This is a genomic window from Bacillus sp. FDAARGOS_1420 (assembly GCF_019344915.1).
Classification (GTDB): Bacteria; Bacillota; Bacilli; order Bacillales; family Bacillaceae_G; genus Bacillus_A; species Bacillus_A mycoides.
This window is the reverse complement of the sequence record NZ_JAHWJB010000003.1, coordinates 348413-372462: the sequence shown is the minus strand read 5'-3', so window position 1 is coordinate 372462 and position 24050 is coordinate 348413. Positions and strand designations below refer to the sequence as shown.

15 protein-coding genes and 5 pseudogenes are annotated in these 24050 nt (G+C 34.6%); 13 read left to right on the top strand and 7 right to left on the bottom strand.

Annotation, left to right across the window (positions count from 1 at the left end):
• Positions 1-18: 18 nt before the first annotated feature.
• Positions 19-1116 (top strand): phosphodiester glycosidase family protein, encoded by a 1098-nt coding sequence (locus tag I6L50_RS30670; RefSeq protein ID WP_113937243.1) that lies wholly within the window; start codon positions 19-21, stop codon positions 1114-1116.
• A 476-nt stretch (positions 1117-1592) separates the two neighbouring features.
• Here the strand turns inward: I6L50_RS30670 and I6L50_RS30665 are convergent, their stop codons facing one another.
• On the bottom strand, positions 1593-2462 hold the full coding sequence (locus I6L50_RS30665; protein WP_219303964.1) for a LysR family transcriptional regulator: 870 nt from the start codon (positions 2460-2462) through the stop codon (positions 1593-1595).
• Positions 2463-2794: 332 nt separating this feature from the next.
• On the opposite strand from I6L50_RS30665, the gene I6L50_RS30660 reads away from it, so the two are divergent.
• The 4 genes and pseudogenes from I6L50_RS30660 to I6L50_RS30650 form a co-directional block, all read left to right on the top strand.
• A complete protein-coding gene (locus tag I6L50_RS30660) occupies positions 2795-4534 on the top strand; it encodes an ABC transporter ATP-binding protein (protein ID WP_219303963.1) in 1740 nt (579 codons plus the stop codon).
• Positions 4531-5336, top strand: a pseudogene (locus I6L50_RS36055) (ABC transporter permease); the annotation flags it as partial. The gene I6L50_RS30660 and the pseudogene I6L50_RS36055, both read left to right, overlap by 4 nt.
• Positions 5325-6266, top strand: coding sequence for an ATP-binding cassette domain-containing protein (locus I6L50_RS36050; protein ID WP_307897088.1), 942 nt, complete (start codon positions 5325-5327; stop codon positions 6264-6266). The pseudogene I6L50_RS36055 and the gene I6L50_RS36050, both read left to right, overlap by 12 nt.
• Positions 6267-7014: 748 nt before the next feature.
• A pseudogene (locus I6L50_RS30650) lies at positions 7015-7382 on the top strand (C40 family peptidase); the annotation flags it as partial.
• 281 nt (positions 7383-7663) lie between these two features.
• On the opposite strand, the gene I6L50_RS30645 reads toward I6L50_RS30650, so the two are convergent.
• Complete coding sequence (locus I6L50_RS30645; protein WP_086390030.1) at positions 7664-7876, bottom strand: hypothetical protein; 213 nt, start codon at positions 7874-7876, stop codon at positions 7664-7666.
• 333 nt (positions 7877-8209) lie between these two features.
• Between I6L50_RS30645 and I6L50_RS30640 the strand changes: the two genes are divergently transcribed.
• From I6L50_RS30640 to I6L50_RS30620, 5 genes and pseudogenes are all read left to right on the top strand, one after another.
• Positions 8210-8545, top strand: coding sequence for a transposase (locus I6L50_RS30640; RefSeq protein ID WP_113937248.1), 336 nt, complete (start codon positions 8210-8212; stop codon positions 8543-8545).
• 27 nt (positions 8546-8572) lie between these two features.
• Entirely contained in the window at positions 8573-8761 is a 189-nt protein-coding gene (gene hfq, locus I6L50_RS30635) for an RNA chaperone Hfq (protein WP_113937249.1), read from the top strand.
• Positions 8762-9838: 1077 nt separating this feature from the next.
• On the top strand, positions 9839-10834 hold the full coding sequence (locus tag I6L50_RS30630; protein WP_113937251.1) for an ETX/MTX2 family pore-forming toxin: 996 nt from the start codon (positions 9839-9841) through the stop codon (positions 10832-10834).
• Between the two features lie 202 nt (positions 10835-11036).
• Positions 11037-11833 (top strand): annotated as a pseudogene (locus I6L50_RS30625) (Tn3 family transposase); the annotation flags it as partial.
• A 528-nt stretch (positions 11834-12361) separates the two neighbouring features.
• Positions 12362-14026, top strand: a complete 1665-nt coding sequence (locus tag I6L50_RS30620) for a M4 family metallopeptidase (RefSeq protein WP_219303962.1) — start codon at positions 12362-12364, stop codon at positions 14024-14026.
• A gap of 287 nt (positions 14027-14313) precedes the next feature.
• Here I6L50_RS30620 and I6L50_RS30615 read toward each other — a convergent pair whose 3' ends face one another.
• The gene (locus I6L50_RS30615) at positions 14314-14907 is read right to left on the bottom strand and encodes a TasA family protein (RefSeq protein ID WP_113937253.1); all 594 of its coding nucleotides are present in this window, start codon (positions 14905-14907) and stop codon (positions 14314-14316) included.
• A 1013-nt stretch (positions 14908-15920) separates the two neighbouring features.
• Between I6L50_RS30615 and I6L50_RS30610 the strand changes: the two genes are divergently transcribed.
• Both I6L50_RS30610 and I6L50_RS30605 read left to right on the top strand, forming a co-directional pair.
• Positions 15921-16685, top strand: coding sequence for a DeoR/GlpR family DNA-binding transcription regulator (locus I6L50_RS30610; protein ID WP_113937254.1), 765 nt, complete (start codon positions 15921-15923; stop codon positions 16683-16685).
• 18 nt (positions 16686-16703) lie between these two features.
• On the top strand, positions 16704-17324 hold the full coding sequence (locus tag I6L50_RS30605) for an HAD family hydrolase (RefSeq protein ID WP_219303961.1): 621 nt from the start codon (positions 16704-16706) through the stop codon (positions 17322-17324).
• Positions 17325-17712: 388 nt separating this feature from the next.
• On the opposite strand, the gene xerS is transcribed toward I6L50_RS30605, so the two are convergent.
• Both xerS and I6L50_RS30595 read right to left on the bottom strand, forming a co-directional pair.
• Positions 17713-18786 carry a tyrosine recombinase XerS gene (gene xerS / locus I6L50_RS30600; protein ID WP_113937256.1) on the bottom strand — a complete coding sequence of 358 codons (1074 nt, stop codon included), beginning with the start codon at positions 18784-18786 and terminating at the stop codon, positions 17713-17715.
• Between the two features lie 1012 nt (positions 18787-19798).
• Positions 19799-19963: pseudogene (locus I6L50_RS30595) on the bottom strand (HNH endonuclease); the annotation flags it as partial.
• A 697-nt stretch (positions 19964-20660) separates the two neighbouring features.
• Between I6L50_RS30595 and I6L50_RS30590 the strand changes: the two are divergent.
• The gene (locus tag I6L50_RS30590) at positions 20661-21368 is read left to right on the top strand and encodes an IS6 family transposase (protein WP_219304054.1); all 708 of its coding nucleotides are present in this window, start codon (positions 20661-20663) and stop codon (positions 21366-21368) included.
• A gap of 833 nt (positions 21369-22201) precedes the next feature.
• Here I6L50_RS30590 and I6L50_RS30585 read toward each other — a convergent pair.
• Together I6L50_RS30585 and I6L50_RS30580 are read right to left on the bottom strand one after the other, a co-directional pair.
• A pseudogene (locus I6L50_RS30585) lies at positions 22202-22411 on the bottom strand (recombinase family protein); the annotation flags it as partial.
• A gap of 598 nt (positions 22412-23009) precedes the next feature.
• Positions 23010-23378 carry a hypothetical protein gene (locus tag I6L50_RS30580; protein ID WP_219303959.1) on the bottom strand — a complete coding sequence of 123 codons (369 nt, stop codon included), beginning with the start codon at positions 23376-23378 and terminating at the stop codon, positions 23010-23012.
• Between the last annotated feature and the right edge of the window lie 672 nt (positions 23379-24050).

Below are 24050 nucleotides of genomic sequence, written 5' to 3'. Positions count from 1 at the left end.
ATGCCGGAGGAGAAACCTATGAAACATCTAAGAAAAATCTTCAAACGAATTTTGCTTCTTTTTTCTATTTTCATACTTATTGGCATAGGAATATTATTTGGTACTAACTATGGCCGAGATCTTCGTGTAACAATTGCTGGAAGTATACTAACTTCTCAGCATCCACAATATGCGAAATATACATTCCTATCCCAAAAGGAACTAGATAAACTGCAAGATAGAATTAATCATCCAAAATGGTCAAATAGTGATGAGGCCATTTATAAAAAAATAGCAGGAAAAAGATTAGAAGAATTAAAAAATCAGCCATTAGAAATTGATGTAGAAACAATTAAAAGTAATAAAGATAGTCGTTTTCTTTTCGAAGGGAAGTTAATTACCATTAGCAATCCCTTCAATGTTAAACTTGTTAGCCATCAAGGAACACAAGGAGCTAACAGGGGAGAAAAAATTAGTGTAATGGCAAAACGTAATCATGCACTTGTTGCAGTGAATGCAAGTGGATTTGCTGATGAAACAGGAAGGGGTGGAGGAAATATTGCAACTGGAATAGTAATAGAAAATGGGAAAGAAATTGATACAAATATAGATAAAAATACCCCTACAATTATTACGGGCTTAACAAAGTTTGGACAAATGATAACAGGGAATTATTCTACCCAACAACTTTTGGATAAACAAGTCGTTTCAGCAGCAGGATTTATGCCACAGTTAATTGTTAATGGAGAAAAAATGATTACAGAAGGAGACGGTGGTTGGGGCTCTGCTCCGCGAAGTATTATGGCACAAAAAGAAGATGGCACAATAATGTTTCTAGTGATTGACGGTAGGCAGACACATAGCATAGGAGCTACGTTAAAAGAGTGTCAAGATATTCTATATGAAAAAGGAGCAATAAATGCAATGGCTATGGATGGAGGTTCTTCTGCTACGCTATATTTAGGAGGAAAGGTTATAAATTCACCTTCTACATTATCCCATGAAGATCGTTATTTACCGAATGCTTGGATGGTAACAGCAAACCAAAAACAAGAAATAAGAGTGACAATAGATGGGGAAAAAATAGATACTAAAAAATCAGATGAATTTGATGCGAACATTTCAACGAATTTATAAATTATTAAAAATGGTACAAATACATGATTTTTATTCCATTCGTTGGCAGATTCAAATTATCTTTAAGACTTAGAAATCCTTATTTCATATTCATGATTGGCACAATTAAACCAGCTATAAGAGCTGGTTCTTTTTTGTAATTCAATCTGTGACTCACTTTCGGTAGCTGTCATTTATTTTTAGAAAAGCTGTTTGGCGGGGAATTTACTACAAGTATTGAAAGTTTAGAAGTTGGCTATTGATAAAGTAAAGTGATTTGTTGTTGTTTTTAAAATGGTAGATGATGAGAAAATTGATGCCAGAGAGCTTTGCAATATCAAATCATACGCCCAGTTTGCAGCTACTGCCTTTTTAATTAAAAAATAGTTATAAATAAATAATCAGAGGCGCCTGATCTTTCCTCATGAAAAGATCAAAAAAGCCCTCAAAGATTTGGAGAGAGAAGGAGTGAACCGACTGTTCACTCCTTTCTTTTATTATTCCTTACTGAAATTTTCCAAGAACTTTCTGGCCAATGAGGACATGTAACGGTCCTTAATCCAGATTGCCGCGATCCTGGTCTGGAGGGAAGGACTGTCGATTTCCCTATAGATCAGACTACTGTGGTTCGCCAGCTCAAACGCGGATTTCGGGATAATTCCGATTCCGAGGCCGGCATTGGCCCATAGTAGGGTGGTACGTGCATCATCATTTTTACAGAATAGGTTTGGCTCGAAGCCGGCTTTCTGACAAGTCTCGCGAATCAGCTGTTCGAATCGGCGGTAAATGACCAGAGGGCGCTCGTGCAGCTCTTCGATTCGGATTGCATCCTGCCCGCTGCTCCAATCCAGCTCCGGGGTCATCACGGCGATCATCGGCTCGTTTTCCGCACATTTGTATCCCATCCCCGCATTATGAAAGGGAGTTCTGACGATTCCCAGTTCGATGACCCCACTCTGTAGCAATTCAATGACCCTGAACGTGTTTCCCTCATGGATTTCAAATTTGATCCCGGTGTAAGCTTTGTGAAATTCGGATAATCTATCCTTTAATAACGTTGCTCCAGAGGAGGAAACCGTTCCAATTGCCAATGTTCCCTTCAATCCTTTGGCAAAGTCACTGACCTCTCTTGACGTCGAATCTGTTAAATCTACAATTTGCTGCGCTCTGCGGCGCAGCATCTCCCCGGCGTCCGTGAGTCGGATACTGCGTGCACCGCGCTCTACCAGCTTTACGCCAAGCTCCTCCTCCAACAGCTTAAGCTGCTGGCTGAGCGGGGGTTGAGCCATTTGCAGTTTTTTGGCGGCCGAGGTAATCTGGCCTTCTTCCGCAATCATCAGGAAGTATTTCAATTGCCTAATGTCCATAAGGTTCTCCTTTTGAATTGCCATATTAATTTCATATAGATTAGATACTAATCAAATATTATTAATATGGAAGATGTTATGTTATTTTTTAATCATATCCGGTAAATAAAATTCGTCAAACCTTTTGAATTGCATTAAATTAAATATTTTAGTCCAATTTCAGAATGGCCGCTTTTTAGTACTGAGAAATTTGGATGAAGCTAGGCCATGAGGAGCGGAGCGTACATAGTTTGTACGTGAGCGCAGGAATGCCCAGGTGAATTCAAGATTCGATATCGAAATCACTTCATAATCAAAAGCGACCTTATGACAATTATGATGGGGATGATACTTTGTTTAGACTCACAACATTTGAAAGTATTCTTGGCCCTTTCTTTAAGCTGGTGGAAGCAATTTTCGAGCTTCTTCTGCCGACGATTGTGGCCCTGATTGTCAACCATGGAATTGGCAGGCATGATATCGCTTATGTATGGAAGATGGGTGGTTTAATGGTCGTCATGTCGATAATGGGGTTCGGTAGCTCGCTGATTTGTCAATATTATGCAGCCCGGGCATCACAGGGGTTCGGTACAACACTGCGTAATACGCTGTTCCGGCATATCTCGACGCTGTCTTATACTGAGATTGACCGCTTTGGGACACCATCATTGATCAACCGTATCACAAATGATGTCAATCAGCTCCAGATTGCAGTAGCGATGCTGATTCGGCTTGTGATTCGTGCCCCGTTCATTTGCATTGGTGCAATCATTATGTCGATGCTGCTTGATTTTAGACTATCGCTTGTTCTGATTGCGGCGACACCAGTGTTTGCTATTATTCTATATTTAATAATTACCAAAACAGCACCTATGTATCGGTTATACCAGAAAAAGTTGGACAGAATCGCACTAGTATTGAGCGAAAATTTGACGGGAGTTCGCGTCATCCGTGCGTTCGCCAAGAGACAGGCAGAGAAGGTGAGATTTAGCGAGGCTTCCGACGACATTACGGCCACTGCAATCCGAGTAGGGCGGGTGTCTGCGCTGCTTAATCCGGCAACGACGGTTGTTGTCAACGGAGTAATTATCGCTATTCTATGGATTGGTGGTTTCCATATTAATGCGGGGACATTATCTTCTGGCGAGGTTATCGCCTTTATTAACTACGTAACGCAAATTTTACTCGCTTTGATTGTCGTGTCGAATCTGATTATTATTTTTACCAAGGCAGCGTCCTCAGCATCACGGATCAATGAGGTGTTCGAAACCGTTCCTTCCATCGCTGACCTTGTGCCTGAGGAGCAAAAACAGTCTGCAGCGAAAATAGAAGACAAGAAGGATGGTCCTGCTGTTACATTTAATCATGTTTCCTTCGGATATAGTACAACGAGTGAACCGGCACTGACAGATATATCGGTGGAGATAAAACGTGGCGAGACTGTGGGAATTATCGGTGGTACTGGTTCAGGCAAATCTACATTTGTGAACTTGATTCCGAGATTTTATGACGCTACCTCCGGACAAATACTCGTCAACGGAATTGATGTAAGGGATTATAGTCTACATGAGCTACGCGGCGAGATCGGGATCGTTCCGCAGAAGGCACTGCTCTTCACAGGGACGATTGCCGATAATATCCGCTGGGGCAACGAATTAGCTTCGGATCAAGAGGTCAAACGGGCAGCTATCATTGCCCAGGCTGATGAATTCATAACGAAAATGCCAGAAGGCTATAACACTCTGGTGTCAAGGGGCGGACTTAATTTGTCGGGTGGGCAGAAGCAGCGCTTAACAATCGCCAGGGCAATTGTCGCCAGTCCCGATATTCTCATCCTTGATGATTCTTCGAGTGCACTTGATTTTTCCACAGATGTGGCGTTAAGAAGGTCGATCCGGGAAAACAGCCAGGGAATTACGGTATTCATCGTCTCGCAGCGGGTTAGCACCGTGCAGCAGGCGGATAAAATCATCGTCATCGAAGACGGACGGATTGCTGGCATCGGCACCAATGCTGAACTCAAGCGAGATTGTAGTGTCTATCAAGATATTTGCCGCTCACAGTTCGCTAATGAGGAGGTAGGACAACAATGAACATGAAGCAAACATGGGGAAGACTACTAATTTATACAGGAAAATATAAAAGGTATACAATCTGGGCCTTCATTAGTGCGATTATTAGCGTAGCTTCCAGCTTGATCGGTCCATTTATGATTGGGATTACGATCGACCATATGGTCGGCAAGGGTGCTGTTGAGTTCGCGGACATATTCAGACTGCTTATACAGCTTAGTCTGGTGTATCTCATCGGAGGCTTGTTCGGTTGGCTGTTGACATATCTTACGAATCGACTTGCTAATCAAACAGTAAATGATTTGCGCAGCGAAATGTTCGACAGGCTGAATGTACTGCCACTGAAATATCATGATAATCATCCGCAAGGGGACAGCATCAGCCGATTCGTAAACGATATGGATGCCATATCGGACGGGTTGCTGCAGGGATTCTCCACATTATTAACCGGTGTTGTTACAATCATCGGGGCGATCGCGTTCATGTTGTATACGAATCCGCTCATGACCATCGTCGTGCTGTTATCTGCTTCTTCGTAGCGCGGTTCATCACGATGCGCTCTCAGCAGTTATTTCGTGATCAGGCCCGTATATTGGGTGGGCTGAATGGCTATGTCGAGGAGATGATCGGCGGGCAGAAGGTTGTTCAGGCCTTCCGTTATGAAGACCACTCTTTTGCGGAGTTTACAGCGCGAAATGATGAATTGTATCACACCGGGGTAAAATCACAATTCGTCAGCTCTCTGTCAAATCCATCCACCCGTTTTGTGAACAATGTTACCTTCTCAATCATCGCCTTAATTGGGAGTATTATGGTCATTATGTCTAGAATATCGGTCGGGGGACTATCGAGCTTCCTGATTTATGCCAATCTGTTCGCTAAACCGTTCAACGAGATTACCGGAATAATTACACAGTTGCAATCAGCTACGGCCTCGGCACAACGTATCTTCCAGGTACTTGATAAATCGGCGGAGTCACCGGACGTTGAAGATGCAGTTCATATCCCAGCTAAGCAGGGGACGATTACATTCCATCATGTGAAGTTCGCTTACCAGCCTGACCGCCCCCTTATTACCGATTTGAACCTAGTTGTCGAACCAGGAACACGTGTCGCAATCGTGGGACAGACGGGTGCTGGCAAGACAACGTTAGTGAATCTGTTAATGCGATTCTATGATGTTAATGCCGGCGAGATTGCGATAGATGGTATTAACATTAACGATATGGACCGTGACAGCTTACGCCATACCTTTGGGATGGTGCTACAGGATACTTGGCTGTTTGGCGGGACAATTCATGACAATATCGCCTACGGGAAACCGAATGCTAGCCAGGAGGAGGTTATTGCTGCCGCTAAGGCAGCTAACGCCCACAGCTTCATCAAGCGGCTGCCGCAGGGCTATAATACAATAATCAATGGCTCCGGTGACAGCCTATCCCAGGGACAGAAACAGCTATTGACGATCGCTCGGGTTATGTTGGTTGATCCGCCTATGCTAATTCTCGACGAAGCAACGAGCAGCATTGATACGCTTACGGAGATTCGTATCCAGGGGGCGTTCCTGAAGATGATGGAAGGCAGAACGAGCTTCGTTATCGCCCACCGTTTGTCGACAATCCGTGAGGCAGATATGATCCTCTACATGAAGGACGGGGATGTCGTCGAGAGCGGCAGTCATGAGCAGCTGCTGGAGCGCAGCGGCTACTACGCCAATCTGTATAACAGCCAATTCGCGGCTGTTAATGGTTAGTAGACCACCATTCCAAAAGTGCGCACAATACGTGGACAGGGTCTTGGCCTAACTAATCTCCATCATTTTATAACTATATTTATCATATGTATTAGAGGATAGTGCAACATCAAAAATTAACCCTGATACAGTGTAGTCATATTGTATCAGGGTTTGTATTATTTTATAAAAAACATAATATATTCAGTTGAATAAACTTTGTTGTAATGAGTAATAAGAGTAATCAATGTGTCTCAGTAAAAACACCTATTGCTTTCTTTAACTTATTATTTCTCCCTTCTTTCCATTCGGAAGAAAAGGAGGTGATATAACAAGGAATTATTGTTTGAACTTTTAAAAGAAATTGCCAGAGCAGTTGTGTGTGAGCTTTCAGCCTACGTATTAAGAAAGCAACTGCAAAAAAGGACAGCAAAAAAAACAAGCTTCACTGTAGGAAGCTAATCGCCAAAAACGCAGGAATTGAATTTGATAATATTAATAAAGTTGTTAAAAAATATTATGGCACATACAGAATAAAGTCTGTTGCTCAGCTATAATAAAGACGTATATATACTAGGTGAATTGGAATTTAAGATATACTTAATATCAGTAATTCATGTAATTAGGAGTGATTTCTATATTTAAGGAAAATGCAAAAAGATACTCCTGTCATTAGTAACAAATCCAATACTAATAATTGTATACGGGATTTTTTGTTATGAGTTAGCCTTATACTGTAAGTACGGAAGAAAGAATTATAATATTTATATTAACTGCGAGCCAATTTAGCAAAGTCTATGCAGAGATGAAAAAATATGAAGGTAAACCATATAAATATGGTGGGAATAGTCCTAAAACTGGATTTGATTGTTCGGATATGGAACACAAGGGATTAAATTACCGCGTACATCACAAGATCAATATAATAAAACAACACGCGTTGAAAAAAAGGCTCTTCAACCAGGAGATTTAGTTTTCTTTAAAGGAACGGTCGCGGGCAAATCAGGTATTACTCATGTTGGTATGTATATTGGTAATAACAAGTTTTATAGTGCTAGTAATTCCGGAGTAGGTGAAGCTAGCTTAGATAGTACGTATTGGAGTAAATATATTGCAGGATATGGTCGAATCAAATAAAAAATGGATTATAAGGTTCCAGAAAAAGAACTGAAGTCAATTTTGACTTCAGTTCTTTTTGATTAATTAATGTCCTCGGACAACAAAAGTACTAATCACACGGCCATTGTAAGTTACCTCATATTTATTTCCCTCTGTGATTGGCATAGGGAAAACAACCGAAAAAGACGGTCAATATTGAACCGTCTTCTAAGAAATAAAATGCAAATGTACATTCATATATGACAGCTAAAAACCATATAGAAAACTATGTGCCATACGGAATGAAATACCAATATCTTTTAACAGCATTTCTCTTTCATAGCTTTCATCATAGACATAGTAGAAGTCATCATTTCATCACATTCATGCATTGTATTCATCATAGCTTTATCCATGTTTACATTCATTTGCATCATGTTGTTCATCATCATCTTCATACACTTCATTTCACACATCATTTTTTCCATAGACATCATCATATTTGTTGTACCTACCATCATTGTTTTTTCCATTTTAACATCCTCCTACATTTTTAATTTTTTTATCTAGCAATTATAAACATTCTTTTTCTTTTTACAAATACCTCCAAATTTCTTCCTAGATAGATATTGATAAATAATTTCTAGTTAGGATAAAGAAAAATATTATAAAAAGAATAATCTTTTTCATGTAAAAAGCTTCCTTAACGTACAATTTTCTTTTTTGATATGGTGACGCCTTAATGGAAACTGTATTGTGTGTTTTGGATAGATTTCTTGCGAAATATGTACCTAGAGCAGTATTTCAATTTAAATGTGATACGATAGTTATATATTCGTTTTGCTAGTAAAAGGGGAGGAGTGTCGATGAAAAACCAGATAAAAGTAAATGGAAAAATCCTTCAAACAAATAAAAAATGGTCACATCTCAAGCAAAGACAAAGACAACATATTTCTAATTGGTTACGTAGAGAATATACACAGTTTGTAAAAACACATTATAGAAAACCTAGAAAGTATGAACATGATGAGATTCTTCATGAAGTGATGAATCAAATACAGGAACGTGAAATTTGGATTCCTAATGGCGAAGTAAAAAGATATTATCTAAGCAAAATAGGAAAATGGTTTAGAAAAATAGAAAGCGAATGGGAATCACAAATATCCAACAGTGAAAAGCAGCAGGTATTAGAAGAAAAGTAAATCCAAACAAACCAGGGGGCGCATTTCATGTTTAATTTACAAGAAGATATGTATGAACAATTGAAAGAGAAAAAAGGGGAAGTTACTGTATTTTTAAAGAATGGCGTTCCAGTGCGTGGGCAGATCCTTGCAACGGATAAATTTACCGTTCTTATGATGGTTCAGAGTAAACAACAACTAGTCTACAAGCAAGCTATTTCCACAATTGCTATGTAAAAATAGTGTCTTCTTAATAATTAACAAAAGAGAACAGGAGTCAATTTTGACTCCTGTTCTCTTAAAATTTTGAAAGTATTATCTCATAAAATATAGCGACCCCTAATATAGGATTTATGTCATTTGGGTATCGAGACCTCATATAGATCTTGCAACATTAAATTTATATTTCATCTCCAAAACCTTTGTAAAGGTGTGGATAATCCATGTTTCCTTAACCATCTTTTACTATATATTTGTAATAAATCAGCTTTTGTTAATTTCTCTTTTTCTTCAATTGTCCAACGTAATGCTTCGAGTCCTGCTACCGATAATGAGACGTTATGTTAACCTCACGTGAATACGGTATACATTGATTTTCACTTTTGAATTTTACATAAACTAAAAAAGCTAATTTATATAAAATTAGCTTTTTTTAAATCATTATTAGAAACATTCCTAAACTTATAAGTAGTAAAGATCCCCCAAGTTGAATAACCCAAAATGGTATAACCATTGTTTTTATAGTTGTACCATATTTGGAAAATCTGAAACAAAGACTTTTATAAATATTATAACCACCAATAATAATTAAAAATATACCAACTATGTAAGCAAATAGGTTCATATTTTAATTCCCCTTATTTTGTTTAATAAAATCATAGTTTATCACCAAATCAACATAAATTGTAATTGAAAAGAAGATGTTAAACTATCGAGAAATATATTTGAATTATTTACTTCCGTTTTCGATAATTATGTAAATAAGCTGTCTATATGGACAGCTTATTGTATTTTTGGCTTAGCGTGGTTTTTTTCCGAAATGCTGGCGGTACGCCAGAAAGATAAACACATTTAAAAACATTGTAGAATTTATGACAATTAACAGTAGATTTCTTAATTTCTATATATCTTTTTATCTTAAATATGACATTAACAAAAAAATTAACATATTTCTAGATGCATATATGTAATAAAACGTAAAAAACTAGTTAATTTTATCCGATAGCGACTAATTAAATGGAATGTTGAGTATTTTCTGTCAATTAGATATATTAATAGCATAATGCTAAATCTATTAAGAGAGGTGGAATATTGATGAAATCATATAAAAAAATGGCTGTAATGATGCCATTCGCATGTATGTTAAGTATAGGAGTAGTAAGTATGCCTACTACTTCTTTTGCAGATGCTACAAAAAGTACAATATTAAATGTTAATACAAAGAGTGATAATGTTTATAATGAAGATAAGTTTATACAAGATATAAAAGATAGAATGACTCCAGAAGGCACTGCAGCTAATCCAAATACTGCAACTAAATATGTATCTAAGCCCGAATATCATACTGATGTTAATAACTTAGATATAACAGCACATTTTGATAGTTGGGGACCTACACAACAAATAGAACTACTATCATACAAAAATGATGGATTAGTAGACCAAACATGGTATTCTCCTGAAAAAAGTATCAAAACAACAGAGTCTTTTACCTATTCAAACCAAGAAGGGGCTAAATTAGGAGTATCTTCAAAATCAACGTTAGCAGTTAAAATTCCTTTTGTTGCTGAAGGCGGTCAAGAGATCACACTTTCATCTGAATTTAATTATACTCATACAAGTTCTAACACATCTACTCATGAAGAACAAATTATATTTAAATCACAGCCTGTAATTTGTAAGGCTGGTTATACCACAACATATTTTGGTATAGTGAAAGCCGCTAATTTCTCAGGAACATTTAAAACGAAATCAAAAGTTCATGTTCCGAAACTATCCTACTATGATCAAAATGGATATGGATGGACGTGGCAGGAATCACGTCCTAATTTTTACAATTCAAAAGTGTATTCTTTACTTACGAATGGTTCAAAACCAACACCATCATATTTAAACTTTGAATCTTATGTACAACCAGATAATAAAAATATACAAATACCAGTAGTAGATATTCAATCTGAGTTTAGCGGTGAAGGTGGTCATTATTCTGAGATATATGTTAAAGCAACTCCAATAGATGCACCAAATAAATCTATTACACTACCCCTTAAAGAGTATCAAAATAGAGTAGCCAAAGGATTACCATTATAATAAGAACTAAATTTATATATTTTTCTGTAAAGAGATATAAAAAAAGATTATTATTATGGAGTTTTAATTTATGTATGAAAAGTTTATTCAGAATACTCAATACGCAAAATATCTCTTACAAAGATATAATGTAAATTCTCTTCTATCTCAATTATCTTGTGCACCCCAATTGTTAGACACGAAAGACAATTGGAGGTGTACTTTTTATATACAAGTTATTAGTTCTTCAGAAGAAGCGCCACATATTATTGATGGCTTACTATATCATGAAACAGATTTGGAAATTGAAGAACATTATACGGACGCAGCGGGCTTTGTAGATCATGTCTTTGCCATGTGTCATATGCTAGGATTTCGATTAAAACGTTTAATAAAAATAAAATCTATACTTTTGAAAAGCTCATAAATCAATCACATCTAGAATTTATGATTGGTGGAACAATTCATACAAAGAAAATAAGAGAAAATTGGGATGACTTATTGCGATTAACTAGCTCTGTTCGTAATGGGACCGTCACAGCTTCCCTTATTCTCAAGAAACTTGCGGTCTATCCAAGGCAGAATAGCTTATCTGTAACTTTACGTGAAATAGGAAGAATTGAAAGAACTTTATATACATTAGAATTGTTGCAAAGCCCTGAGCTTAGAAGACGTGTACAGGTCGGTTTAAATAAAGGTGAAGCAAAACATGCACTTGCTAGAGCTGTGTGTTTTAATTGATTAGGGGAAATTCGTGATCGTTCTTATGAGGATCAATTACATAGAGCGAGCGGTTTGCAACTTCTTATTTCTGCAATTGTATTATGGAATACTGTATATATATCGCGTGCAGTAGATGCATTACGTGCAAAAGGCGTAAACATTCCAGAAGAATATTTACAACATATATCTCCACTTGGCTGGGAACATATTACATTGACGGGTGACTATGTTTGGAACTTAAATGAAAAAACAAATTTTAATAATTTAAGACCATTACGAGACAAAATCTATATATAAAAGTAGTAAAGTAAGTAAGCCGGTTCCTTAACGTACAGGGAACCGGTTAATTTGTGTCCAAATTATGTCTAAACGTACAATTTTCTTTTTTTGATATGGTGACCCCTACTATATAACATCGGTAGAATAACCCCTTACTTTTGAAGTAGTAAGGGGTTATTCTTGCAAATTTTAGCTTGATGGGCGTGTATGATGCCCCCTTTTATATACAGCTTCTTATTTTAGTTTTGTAAGTGGATCCAAAAAGAAGTAATCGTTGCCGCACCCCTTTTTCGGAGGATGGACAACGATTCCAAATTAAAATTTATACGATATGCGAAATTGCATATTCATTATGAAAACCTAGAAAACTCAACACTTTAAGGTCTTCTACAACCAGAATTATAAGTAAATAGATATAAATAATATGAATTATTTCCCATTTATTACAATCTCCTACCTTTACAGAATCTATATATAAAAATATAATTTTCAAAAAATATAAATATTCTGTTTAAAACAGGGTGTAAAAACAAAGGAGAAGAAAATATGAAAACAAAGAAACAAAGTCCAGCAGTTTTATTGTCAGCTGGTGTTATTGCTACATCAATTAGTTTACCGACACATAGCTATGCCGCTACATCAAGTAATGTGCTGTCTACAGAGAAGTATAATGAGGTCATTAAGTCCCCAGAATTTATTTCTGGGCAGCTGACTACACCATCTTCAACAAAAACTGAGGATGTAGTATTTCGATATGTTGATGAAAATAAGGACAAATATAAACTAGGTACAAAAAGTGCTAAAGAATCATTCACTGTAAAGAAACAAGAAGATGACAAGTTGGGTGCAAAAGTTGTTCGATTACAACAAACATATAGCGGTGTTCCAGTATGGGGATCTACACAAGTTGCACATGTTGATAATAAGGGAGTATTAACCGTTTTTTCTGGAACCGTGATTCCTGATTTAGATAAAAAATTACAACAACCAAATCAAAAAGTCTCTGCCGATGAGGCAGTGTCTATTGCTGAAAAGGAACTAAGTTTTAAACCAAACTATGATGTAAAACCGACATCTGAACTTGTAGTATATGCAAAAAATGACACAGTATCCTATGCATATCATGTTCATTTAGGATTTTTATCTCCACAACCAGGTAACCATGATTATTTTGTAGAAGCAGAGACTGGAAAAATCTTAGATCATATTGAAGTTTTACATACAGCAAGCACCCCAAAAAATATTATTGGGACAACAACAACGGGAACAGGAAAAGATTCATTTGGAAATACAAAAAATTTGAATCTCTTACAATCTAATAATACTTATTATTTAGTAGATCAGACCCGTGGAAAGGGAATTTATACGTATGATGCACAAAATCAAGGAAGTGATGATGACACTTCGTTTCTCCCAGGTGTCCTTTTAAGTAACAGCACTAACAGTTTTACAAGCAAAAATGCACAGGCAGCTGTGGATGCTCATACTTATGCCGGAATTGTATATGATTATTATAAAAACGTTCAGGGAAGAGATTCTTATGACGGAAATGGAGCCAAAATTGTTTCATCTGTTCATTTTGGAAAACAGTATGAAAACGCATTTTGGGATCCAGACCTAAAACAAATGGTTTATGGAGATGGAGATGGATCAACCCGTTCATTTACAGCCGCAATTGATGCTGTTGGTCATGAACTAACACATGCAGTAACAGAATCATCATCCAACTTAATTTATCAAAATGAATCTGGCGCACTTAATGAATCAATGTCAGATATTTTCGGAACATTAATCGAATATTATAATAACTCAAATCCCGATTATCTAATCGGAGAAGATTTATTCTTCCAATCGGGACAGGCCCTTCGTTCTATGAGTGATCCAACACAATACGGTGATCCAGACCATTATTCTAAACGTTATACAGGAACGAATCAAAGCAAATTAGTACACACAAATAGTGGGATTATCAATAAAGCAGCGTATCTTGTTGCAGAGGGTGGTACTCATTATGGAGTAACTGTGAACGGTATTGGTAAAGATAAAATGGGTAAAATCTTTTATCGCGCAAATACTCAATATCTCACAGAATCGGCAACATTCTCTCAGACAAGACAAGCTCTTGTACAGTCAGCCGCAGATTTATATGGAACACAATCAGCTGAGGTTACCTCTGTAACCAAAGCATTTGATGCTGTTGGTGTTAAATGATTTGGTTTTGGTGCAGCTCTTGCAAGTAATCTCCTAAACTTGGACATACTGATAGTATGACTCTAAAAAAGAACTTGTAGGGATTCCTACAAGTTCTTTTTGTTTTTTCTAGCTCAATACAAAATACAACGTTCAAACAACCGTATACCTTGAAAATAGAATGAAAAAATACAAAATGTTAATTTTATAAAAGCCATTGATATCATGCGCAAATACTAATATCAATGACTTTTGGTATGGATGTGTAGTAATCAGTTTTACTTTTTACCAACAATATGTTCGTAAAATTATTTTTCTTGTCCCTCTGTTTGATTGGCTTGGAACTCCATTTTTAGTGCAATACTATCCCCCTGGAACACATTTTGATCCATTCCGTTGTCTTCAAATATAAACTTCATCCAAAACCAATCCATTTTCCCAGACTTTAATCCCCCTGTTTCAGCCCACTTAGGATGAAATACTTTTTTGGAGGCAATTTCTGGACTTTGTGATTTTAGTTCTGCAAGAGTTGTTTCGTGTACAGGGCTTTTTGCTGGATCCCAATCCCAAAGAAATTGTACTTTAATATATTTGCCGAAATCCTCTGTATTATTATTTTGTTTTAAATCGTTTACGGTATAATCAATTTTCATCATGATATCTTTAATATCTAATGTACCACTATTTGTTAAATTGAATTTCTTTAATATTTTGTCCCCGGGTTTCAAATTTCCTAAGTTAAGTGAAGTAGTTGGTTGCATAGCTAAATCTAATGTACCTGCAGCAAATGTATTATTTGTTACAGCTTGATCGCTAAAATATGCATATGTTCCCCCACCAATTAAAGATAAGCCAAGAGCGGCTGAAACCACTCCAATACCTAATTTCTTTTTCAATGACATTTTTTTGTTCCTCCCATATCATTTTTATAATTTTTCTCCCTAATTAACTGAAAAGCTCCCCTTAATACAGGTATAACATTAATTGTAAAAAATTTATATTAAAATCAAAAAAATACTTATTGAGAAAATTATGTCATCGTTTAGCTTTTTGATAGTTACGAAATGTCCCAAGATTGGTATCGTATATATTGTTTAAATACGTTATCAAAACTTCTGTCAAAAACAAATTAGTATTAACTAACCTTTATGATTAGAATTTTTATCTCTTTAGGCTTATTTCATTGTATCAAAAGGTACGCCTTTTGATGTAGTTATATTTCTTTAAAAATCAATGTGTCGAAAGGTTCGAGATAACATTTTGAAGGACTTCAAAAATACATAGACCTTTTGAATCATATATGAATTGTTGGGAAAAGTTTTCCTTTAAGATAATGTAATTCCCGTAATCCATTTGAATCATTATATTTACATGAGTGCATTAACAAGAATGATGGTATAAGTCATTAGGTAAGAATGGGAGCATCTTACACAAGATTAAATGGGGTTAGTTCTGTAAATCTATAAAATTTAGGTTTAGAGTTTCTTGTCCCAGCCAATAATCTAAAAGTGAAAGTTTGAACTTTCTTGTTCAAATAGTTTGGAGTTTCATGTCCTTGTACAGATGGGGGAAGGGGGCTACTCCCATCATCCACCTAAGTGTTCGTTAAATTCTCATTTAACGTAAACAACAATTGTAGGAATCTAAAATTATCATTTATTTAATCTGTGATTTGAACCATAACTTTGCCGTTTAGGCAAGGTTATGGTTCTTTTTCTTAGAGGAAAATTTATGCTTCCAACGATAAAATTTTAAATCATTCATAAAATCGCTTAAAATTATAAAGGCATTAAAAATGAAATTTCACCAAATCCACTTAAAACAACTTAATTATATAGTGTTTTCGTATCAAATCACTTAAACTAACTTGAAAATAAACTTATTTCAACTTAATATATCTTTATGGAGGTTACTTATGAATCAAGAAGAACGATTGATACGAGTCTTTAATTATTTAGAAACACATAAAACCATGAATATAAAACAAATGTGTGAAATGTTTCATATCTCACGAGATACTGCAAGAAGAGATATAGTAAAACTTTCAAAAAATAAAGCAATAGTTAGAACTTATGGTGGAGTGGCTTTAGCTACTTTTCATAAGAAAATTGATACGTACCAAAAGCGGTCACAGACTGAATTAGAAACAAAAAAATTGATTGGAATGAAGGCTGCAAATATAATTGCAAACAATGACATGATTTATTTAGATGTTTCAACAACAGTCAACTTTGTAGCGCAACATTTGCAATCGAAGAACGTAACTATTGTGACGAATTCAATTGATACTGCTTATATGTTAGCTCAATCTGAAGATACGACTATTCACCTTTTGGGAGGAACTTTAAATAAGGTTTCTCGACATACTACAGGGACTTCTACCACTGAAAAACTCAAAGATTATCACTTTGACAAGGTGTTTATTGGAACCGCTGGTATTACAGAAGACGGGATATACTATGGTTTTGAAGAAGATATTTATTTCAAGCGTGAATTAATAAAACATGCTGATCAAGTAATTTTAGTGGCAGATCACACTAAATGGAATCAGCGTCGAAATTATAAGGGTTTAATGATTGAATCTATAGACACTTTCATTACAAATCAAGTTATGTCTGATGATTTATATAACACTTTAAAAGAAAACGGTGTTGAAGTAGTAATTGCGAGTGATGATTAAAAATAGGGAGGATTTATTTTGATTACATCTCTTGTTTTTGACGTAGACGGTACAATTTTAGACACAGAAAAAGCAATACTAAAATCCTTACAAAAAGTTTTAAAGGAAGAACTAAAGAAAGATTATGCGTTAGAGGATTTAAGATTTGCATTGGGGATTCCTGGAAAAGAAACTTTAAAAAAATTAAATGTACAAAATATAGACGTTGTTCATCCGAAATGGGCCAAATCTGTACTAGATTTTTCTCATGAAGTCTCCGTGTTTGAAGAATTAGAAAGCATTATTAAAGAGTTATCCCCTAGTAAATTAAAGCTTGGTATTGTTACATCAAAAACTAGGCAAGAATTAATAGATGAGTTCGAGCCGTTTGGTCTAAGCGGTCATTTTGAACATACAATTTGTGCGTGTGATACGGATAAACACAAACCACACCCTGAACCACTATTAGTTTGTTTGAAACAATTAGATGTTTCTAATAATGAGGCCGTATATATCGGAGACTCTATATATGATATGCAATGTGCGGAAAGTGCTGGTGTGAAATTCGCACTCGCTTTATGGGGCTCAAAGACAAAAGAAAGTTTTGAAAAAGCTGATTATATATTAGATACCCCAAAAGATATTTTAGCTTTAATTTAATTAAGCTCATTTCTAATAAAGACATTAAATTACTCATTAAAAAGTCGATTTCTTAATGTACAGGAAATCGACTTTTTATTAATAGTTTTTTAACATCAAAATACCTTAATTCTTGTTAACTTTATGCTTCTTATTACAATTTAAGGAAAGTTTATGGGTTAATAATTAATTTCCGGCAAGTTTATGCTTCCAATTGCGGTATACTTATGAGTAAAGTGACATAATCTAACAAGAGAGAGTTTTTATATACCAATTAGATTAGAATTTAAACTATGTATTTTTTATATAATAAAATTAAAGATGAAATGAATAATACATAACATTTAAAACACTACCTCTAGCAGGGAAAATAATAAAAGTTCAGCAATTTTGCATTGCTGAACTTTTATTATTTATTTTTTCCTATTCTGCCTAAGCTATCTTTAATAGTTGTTTCTCCAAGCTGTGTGTATAATAAGGCCGTATCTTGGCTGGTATGCCCAAGTTGCTGCATCACTTGTAATGAGTCTTTTTCCTCCATATATAATTTATTTGCCAGTGTATGTCTTAATTTATGAGGAGACATCTTTTTACCATAAGCCTTAGTATATTTTTCTACTATATCTTGGATAGCCCTAACCGAAAGAGGCTGTGCAGTATGTTTATACTTCGATAGAAACACATTTTTTAATTCCTTCCCTGGAGCATATTTCTTATCTCTAATTTCCATATACTTTTCAAGATCATTCAATGCAATTGGGGTAATCCATACGGAATCTTCTTTGTTTCCTTTTCGGATTACATCAATTAATCTTTCTTTTAAGTTTATATCTTCCATACGAAGATCGGCCAATTCACTTACACGAATACCACTACCAAGAAAGAGTGAAAGAATAGCTACATCACGATCTTTATCTCTTAGGAAATAGAACAACTGATGTTTTGTTAAAGACTTTTCATGCTCGTACTTAATATAATTCAAAAACTCTTGATCATCATTATTATGAAATATTTTAGATCTCATACGTTTTGCACGGGCATTTAATGTTTCCTTATCTTTATGTATTTCAATTTTAGCCATTACATTTCTATAAAAATAACATTCTCCATCATCATTCTCTGATAGGGAGGTAAGGTACTTAAATAAAGACTTTAAGGCTGAAATTTTTCTGTTAACAGAGGAATTCTGCATATTTTGTTGTAGTTTTAAAAACCTCATAAAGTTCTCAACATCTTTTTTCTTTAAATTCTCCAAATCAGAGAAGGATATGTCTTTAATGGGCTTAAATTCAATAATTTGTTCAGATAATAGCCAATTAAAGAAAACTCTAAAATCATATACATAATTCAGTAGGGTGGAGGGAGAGGCATCATGCAATTCTTTGTACTCCACAAATTCTTCTATGTAAAAGGGCATTTCATTTAAATTCTCGTATAATTTCTTACGATGTACTGATTTTTGACGTTGCTTGCTGTAATCCATAAAAATCACCTCATATATACTATAACAGAAAAAACACACGAACACAAGTTCGCATTAAATTCAATTTTTACACGAACTTATTTACATAATTAAATTATGTAATACTAAAATTCACTCGAAATTGAATGGGAAAGTGTAATTATTCTAATAAAAGTTATAGATAACCAAGTGATAAATTCATATTTGGCGATAAAAATTATATATGTATATAAAATAAAACGATTTTCAAATATAAGTTCTAACAAAATGAATACATGAACACAGTTTGAAAATCATTATAAAATGTGAATTGGTTAATTTAATCAAGGTTAATCAGGAGTTAGTTAGATCAACACAAGAAAAGCTCTTATAAATTAAAATTTAATTCACTATAAAAATTGTTTATGAGTAATTCAGCATTTGATTATTCTTATATAAAATATCAATTATATGGCGTATACCAATATACTAAAATTCATGCACTTGGGCTTGAAATCCCTAGATACTGTATTTGATTTTTATATAATCGTATTATTCTGCGTAAAATTGGTATTTCGTGCGAAGTTGTAGAATGTTTATTTTTCCCCCCTTTTTATAATTCTTTTATGTACATCCAACAAAATACATCATGCACCTTTCATCAGTATGAATATCTTTTAGTTGCAGATACATTCACCTAGACATTTTAATATTGATTACATGGTTGCTTATAGGGTATAGCTAGCATATAAATACATGTTAAAAAAATTTCAATGCAATACGGGTAACTTTAACCACTTAAGACTACATAGGATGTGCTTTACCCAAAACTTAATTGTTTTTATATTGAAAGAGAATGTTTCCTATAGTCCTGTAAAAAGTATTCTTTATTGTACTTTGTTTATGTGAACATACAATGATTTTTAATTCTAATACAGATTTTAAAATATAACTTCGCAATTTCTCCTTCTGTCTCAATAAGATAAGAATTCTTTTCATTTTGAGACGAATTTTACTCCTTTTTTTCAAATATCTATAATATCTCTTATGTAAACTAAATATAAGTAGGTACGCAATTTTTTTTTTTGAAAGTTCTTCCGTGTTTTCTATTGTGGTAATCCACACAGATTGTTTCTAGATTATCTATATCTAATACAAGTGTTGAATGATGTTCGAGTTCTTTTATATGATGGATAACGAGTTGCATCTTCTTATGCTTCTGTTGTTTGGCTTTGTATTTATTCATGAAGCTTCCCCCTTCAACTAAGCAATATCAAATGTTAAAATGATAATCCATAAAGGTGTTAAACAAGTGATAAATACTAATGATACAAAACAAGCAGTCTTTTCTATCACATTATTAGATCCCTTCAGTCTATTCATTGGACTTAGAAACGTGGATAAACTTTGACCAATTTTGTTTTTCCACTCGTGGTTAGTGTTGTGTCTTCTATTTTTAGCAAATGGCTTGATAATCGCCTAGATAATTATAAACACCGTAAAAAACGCTATAACTAACTCCAATAGGTCGTGCTCCCTTCAGGATAACTAACTCGTACGTTGGCATTTTTTTCACACTTAACAAATGGCAAAAAATGCAAGTCTGCTGGAACAGGCTTGCTTTCTGATAGAGCTTTGACAGCTCAAAAACCATTTCTCTATATTATTTAAAAATAGTAATTCATGAAAATTATTGCACTCACTTAATAGAGAAATTAAAGTCATGAACCCTTACATAAATATTTTAATAATTACTATAATCAATCATTAGAATTAAAACAATGCTATATAACACTAATTGAATTATTTTTAATGTACGTAATTTGGTTCTGGTGCAAAAACTTCAAAAAATCTAAAAAAAGTCTTTCAGACTTGGACATACTGATACTATTACTCTAAAAAAGGATGTGATTGGTCTGGAAAAGCAAAATCTATTCAAGTGGAAACAATATCAACCGGATGTTATTTTATTAACCGTGAGATGGTACCTACGGTACAACCTCAGTTTTCGTGATTTAGTCGAAATGATGGAAGAACGCGGGCTATCCCTGGCTCATACAACTATCATGCGATGGGCTCATCAATATGGTCCCGAATTAGATAAGCGAGTACGACGTCATCTTAAGTCAACCAATGATTCTTGGCGAGTCGATGAGACGTATGTGAAAGTCACAGGTCAATGGATGTACCTATATCGCGCTGTTGATTCAAAAGGATATACAATTGATTTTCATTTAAGCAAAACAAGAGATCATAGGGCTGCAAAGCGTTTTTTCAAGAAAGCTTTGCAGTCTTTTCATGTTTCAAAGCCCCGTGTGATTACAGTGGACAAAAACCCGGCCTATCCTATAGCGATTGAAGAGTTGAAGACAGAGAAAAAGATGCCTGTGGGCATCCAAATAAGGCAGGTAAAATACCTTAATAACATTGTAGAGCAAGATCATCGTTTTATTAAAAAAAGAGTTCGTTCAATGCTAGGATTGAAATCTTTTCGTACAGCTAAATCTATACTTTCAGGAATAGAAGCGATGCATATCATTAAAAAAGGCCAACTTATTTTACGGGACAAGTCTGTCAAAAATGAAGTGAAGTTTATTCATCAACTATTCGGAATGGCTGCATAAGAATAGATTCCATTAGGAATCTATATACCTCTTTCAAATAAATACAATCTTTGCACCAGAACCTACGTAACTGCCCTCTTTTTATTACTGATTTCTTTTAGAATATTTCAAAGGATTCTATTTCTCTCTCATTTGATTCTTCTGACATTTTTTGAACTTCTTGTTTTACCTGTTTTTCTTGTATTGATACCTGATTATTATCAGATGTCATTTTGTATCCAAAATAAATTACAAAAAACAACAAAATAATTATCCAAATACATATAAACACTTTATAAGAATTTTTCACTTTATATACCTCAATCACTCTATTTAAATCCATCTCGAGATTAATTTTTTTTATGCTGTTATAATTACCAATCTCTTCATTTATTTCGATACACTCATATGCAAAAGTAGCTGTGCAGCAATTAGACTGAACCTTAAATATGTACTAATTTGTGTGGGGAAGGAAGTACATTTTATATAATCTCATTACCTAAAAGCCCCTATATAGTTGGTATTCTTCTTCTTTTAAGACGGAAAGGATTTTTAATATAATGTATGAAGTTCTAACTCAGACTTCTTATCACACACACCCTTACGCACATGGAAATAACGCTTTTAGTATATGATTTGTAACTAAAAATAAATAATAAGAAAATAAATTGAAACAAAAGTCACATAAATAGATAATTTTGTAACATCAATGTAACATATAAGTTTTTAACATACAATAGTTTTTTTACAGTATTTTTTATAAGCATATACTCATTGAACATCTGCCTTCCTTACAATATATCCCCAGATACTTTAATGAGTATTTTATGTCTTGATTAGAAACTAGCTTAATTAAATAAGTCCTGTGTACTTCTTGTAATACGTGCTAATTCAGTAACTACAATTACATCACCTTCACGCAGATTCTCTAGCATGCGTAATAACTCTGGTCCGTCTGTTGTAGCTCCACTAACTTTTTCTTCAAACACATAATCACTCAATTGCTTGAGTTGTCTTGCTAAGTTCTGATCTTGTGTTGATACACGAGCATATCCAAGAATCATTCCGTTTCTCCCCTTTTGTCCGTTTAAGTGTCCGTAAATTAACTATAGCTTAATAACAGCATTTAATTTCCGTACATGTAAACCGAACAAGTGAGTTGTTGGAAAATAAGGGTTCTAATTATGTGAACAAATGCAATTCTAAATAAGTACACCCATATTGGACGTTTTATCCTCTATTTTCGTTCGTTGTGTTCGTTTGTTTTGTTATCTTTCCTTAACAACAGATAAGACACTATACCGATCACCGCCGAGCTTAAAATAGTCATTCCTATATACATGTCATAACCTCATTTAATGTCCATTTTGTTCAATAAAAAAGAGCACCCGTTTCCACGGGCACTCCTTTTAAGGGATTGAGATACAAGTAGTATATGCTTGTCCTTTTCAAAAGGTGTAAGAGAAAGAGAAAGAGAAAGAGAGCACCTCCCAGTTCAAGTGCTCTCTTATAAAATGTATAGAGTAACATGTTGGAAAGACCCTTCTACGATATTATATGATGCTCAATCCTAACTATACCTAAGGCAACTTTTTAAAAAGTTTAATGTGTAATTTCTATATAACAAAGAAAAAAGCACCCGTTTGGGATGCTTTTCTAGTTTCATTTTAAAAATATCCCTTTATCATCCGTAATAATTTGCTGAATCTCATCATCATTATCAATTTCTTTTCTTAAGTATTCAAGGGTAATTTCAATTTCTTCCTTATTCTCATAATAAATCCCTTTTGTACTTTTAATTTCTTGGTTTAATTGTTTCTCTCTGTCTTGAAGCGGATTGATTTCTGCTCTTACGAAAAGTTTCTTCCTTTCCCCTTCAAACTTTTCACTCACTTTTTTTAGAATTTCAATTTTTTTCATCAGAGTAAAGGATTCAAGTTCTCTTTCTTTTTCTACTTTTACAATTGCTTTATACTTTTCTATTAATCTTTTTTCCCAATTTAATAATTCATCAAAAATATATTTATCCATCTCCTAATCCCCTCCAAATTAAATTATTCGATAAGAGTTACAAATATCCCTTTATCCGAATAAAATAATTATACATTTCGGATAGAAAACCTAAATAGAATGTGGGAAAATAAATGAAAAATTCACTATTAGTTCAAGGCTGAGTACTCTCGACCTTCTCCAAGACACCGTATCATGTAATTTTCTAGCTTTTATTAGCTACGCGCTTTACGTTCGGTGACTGGGAGAAGAGCGAGAATTCATCTTCTCAACTTTATAGTCCTCTTCTCGTTTATACTCCGTAGAGCTGGCTCAATACTTCGGCTACTTAATGTCATTTTCTCCTTTGCTGGCCAATATCGAACTATAAAGGATCTATATCAAGACGTATGTGTTTCTTCCGACGCCTTGTTTGAACCAATACACTAGAGGTACGGAAGGGGAATATTTCCGCTGTATTGGCTCAAACAAAGAGCGGAACTCTTTGCCCTCGTTTTGGTCATTAATAAGAATCGTGAGTAATTACTAATGTACGAGATCACGTATACTGTTTTAGATTTTTAGAATGCAAGCGTCACCCAATCATGAGCAACCACCCCCATTCCATTTTCAAGAACCGTTATATTAGAGAGAAATAGACTTATATTTATTATCAACCCAGAGGACGTATTCCGAGCTGATTTATAAATACAA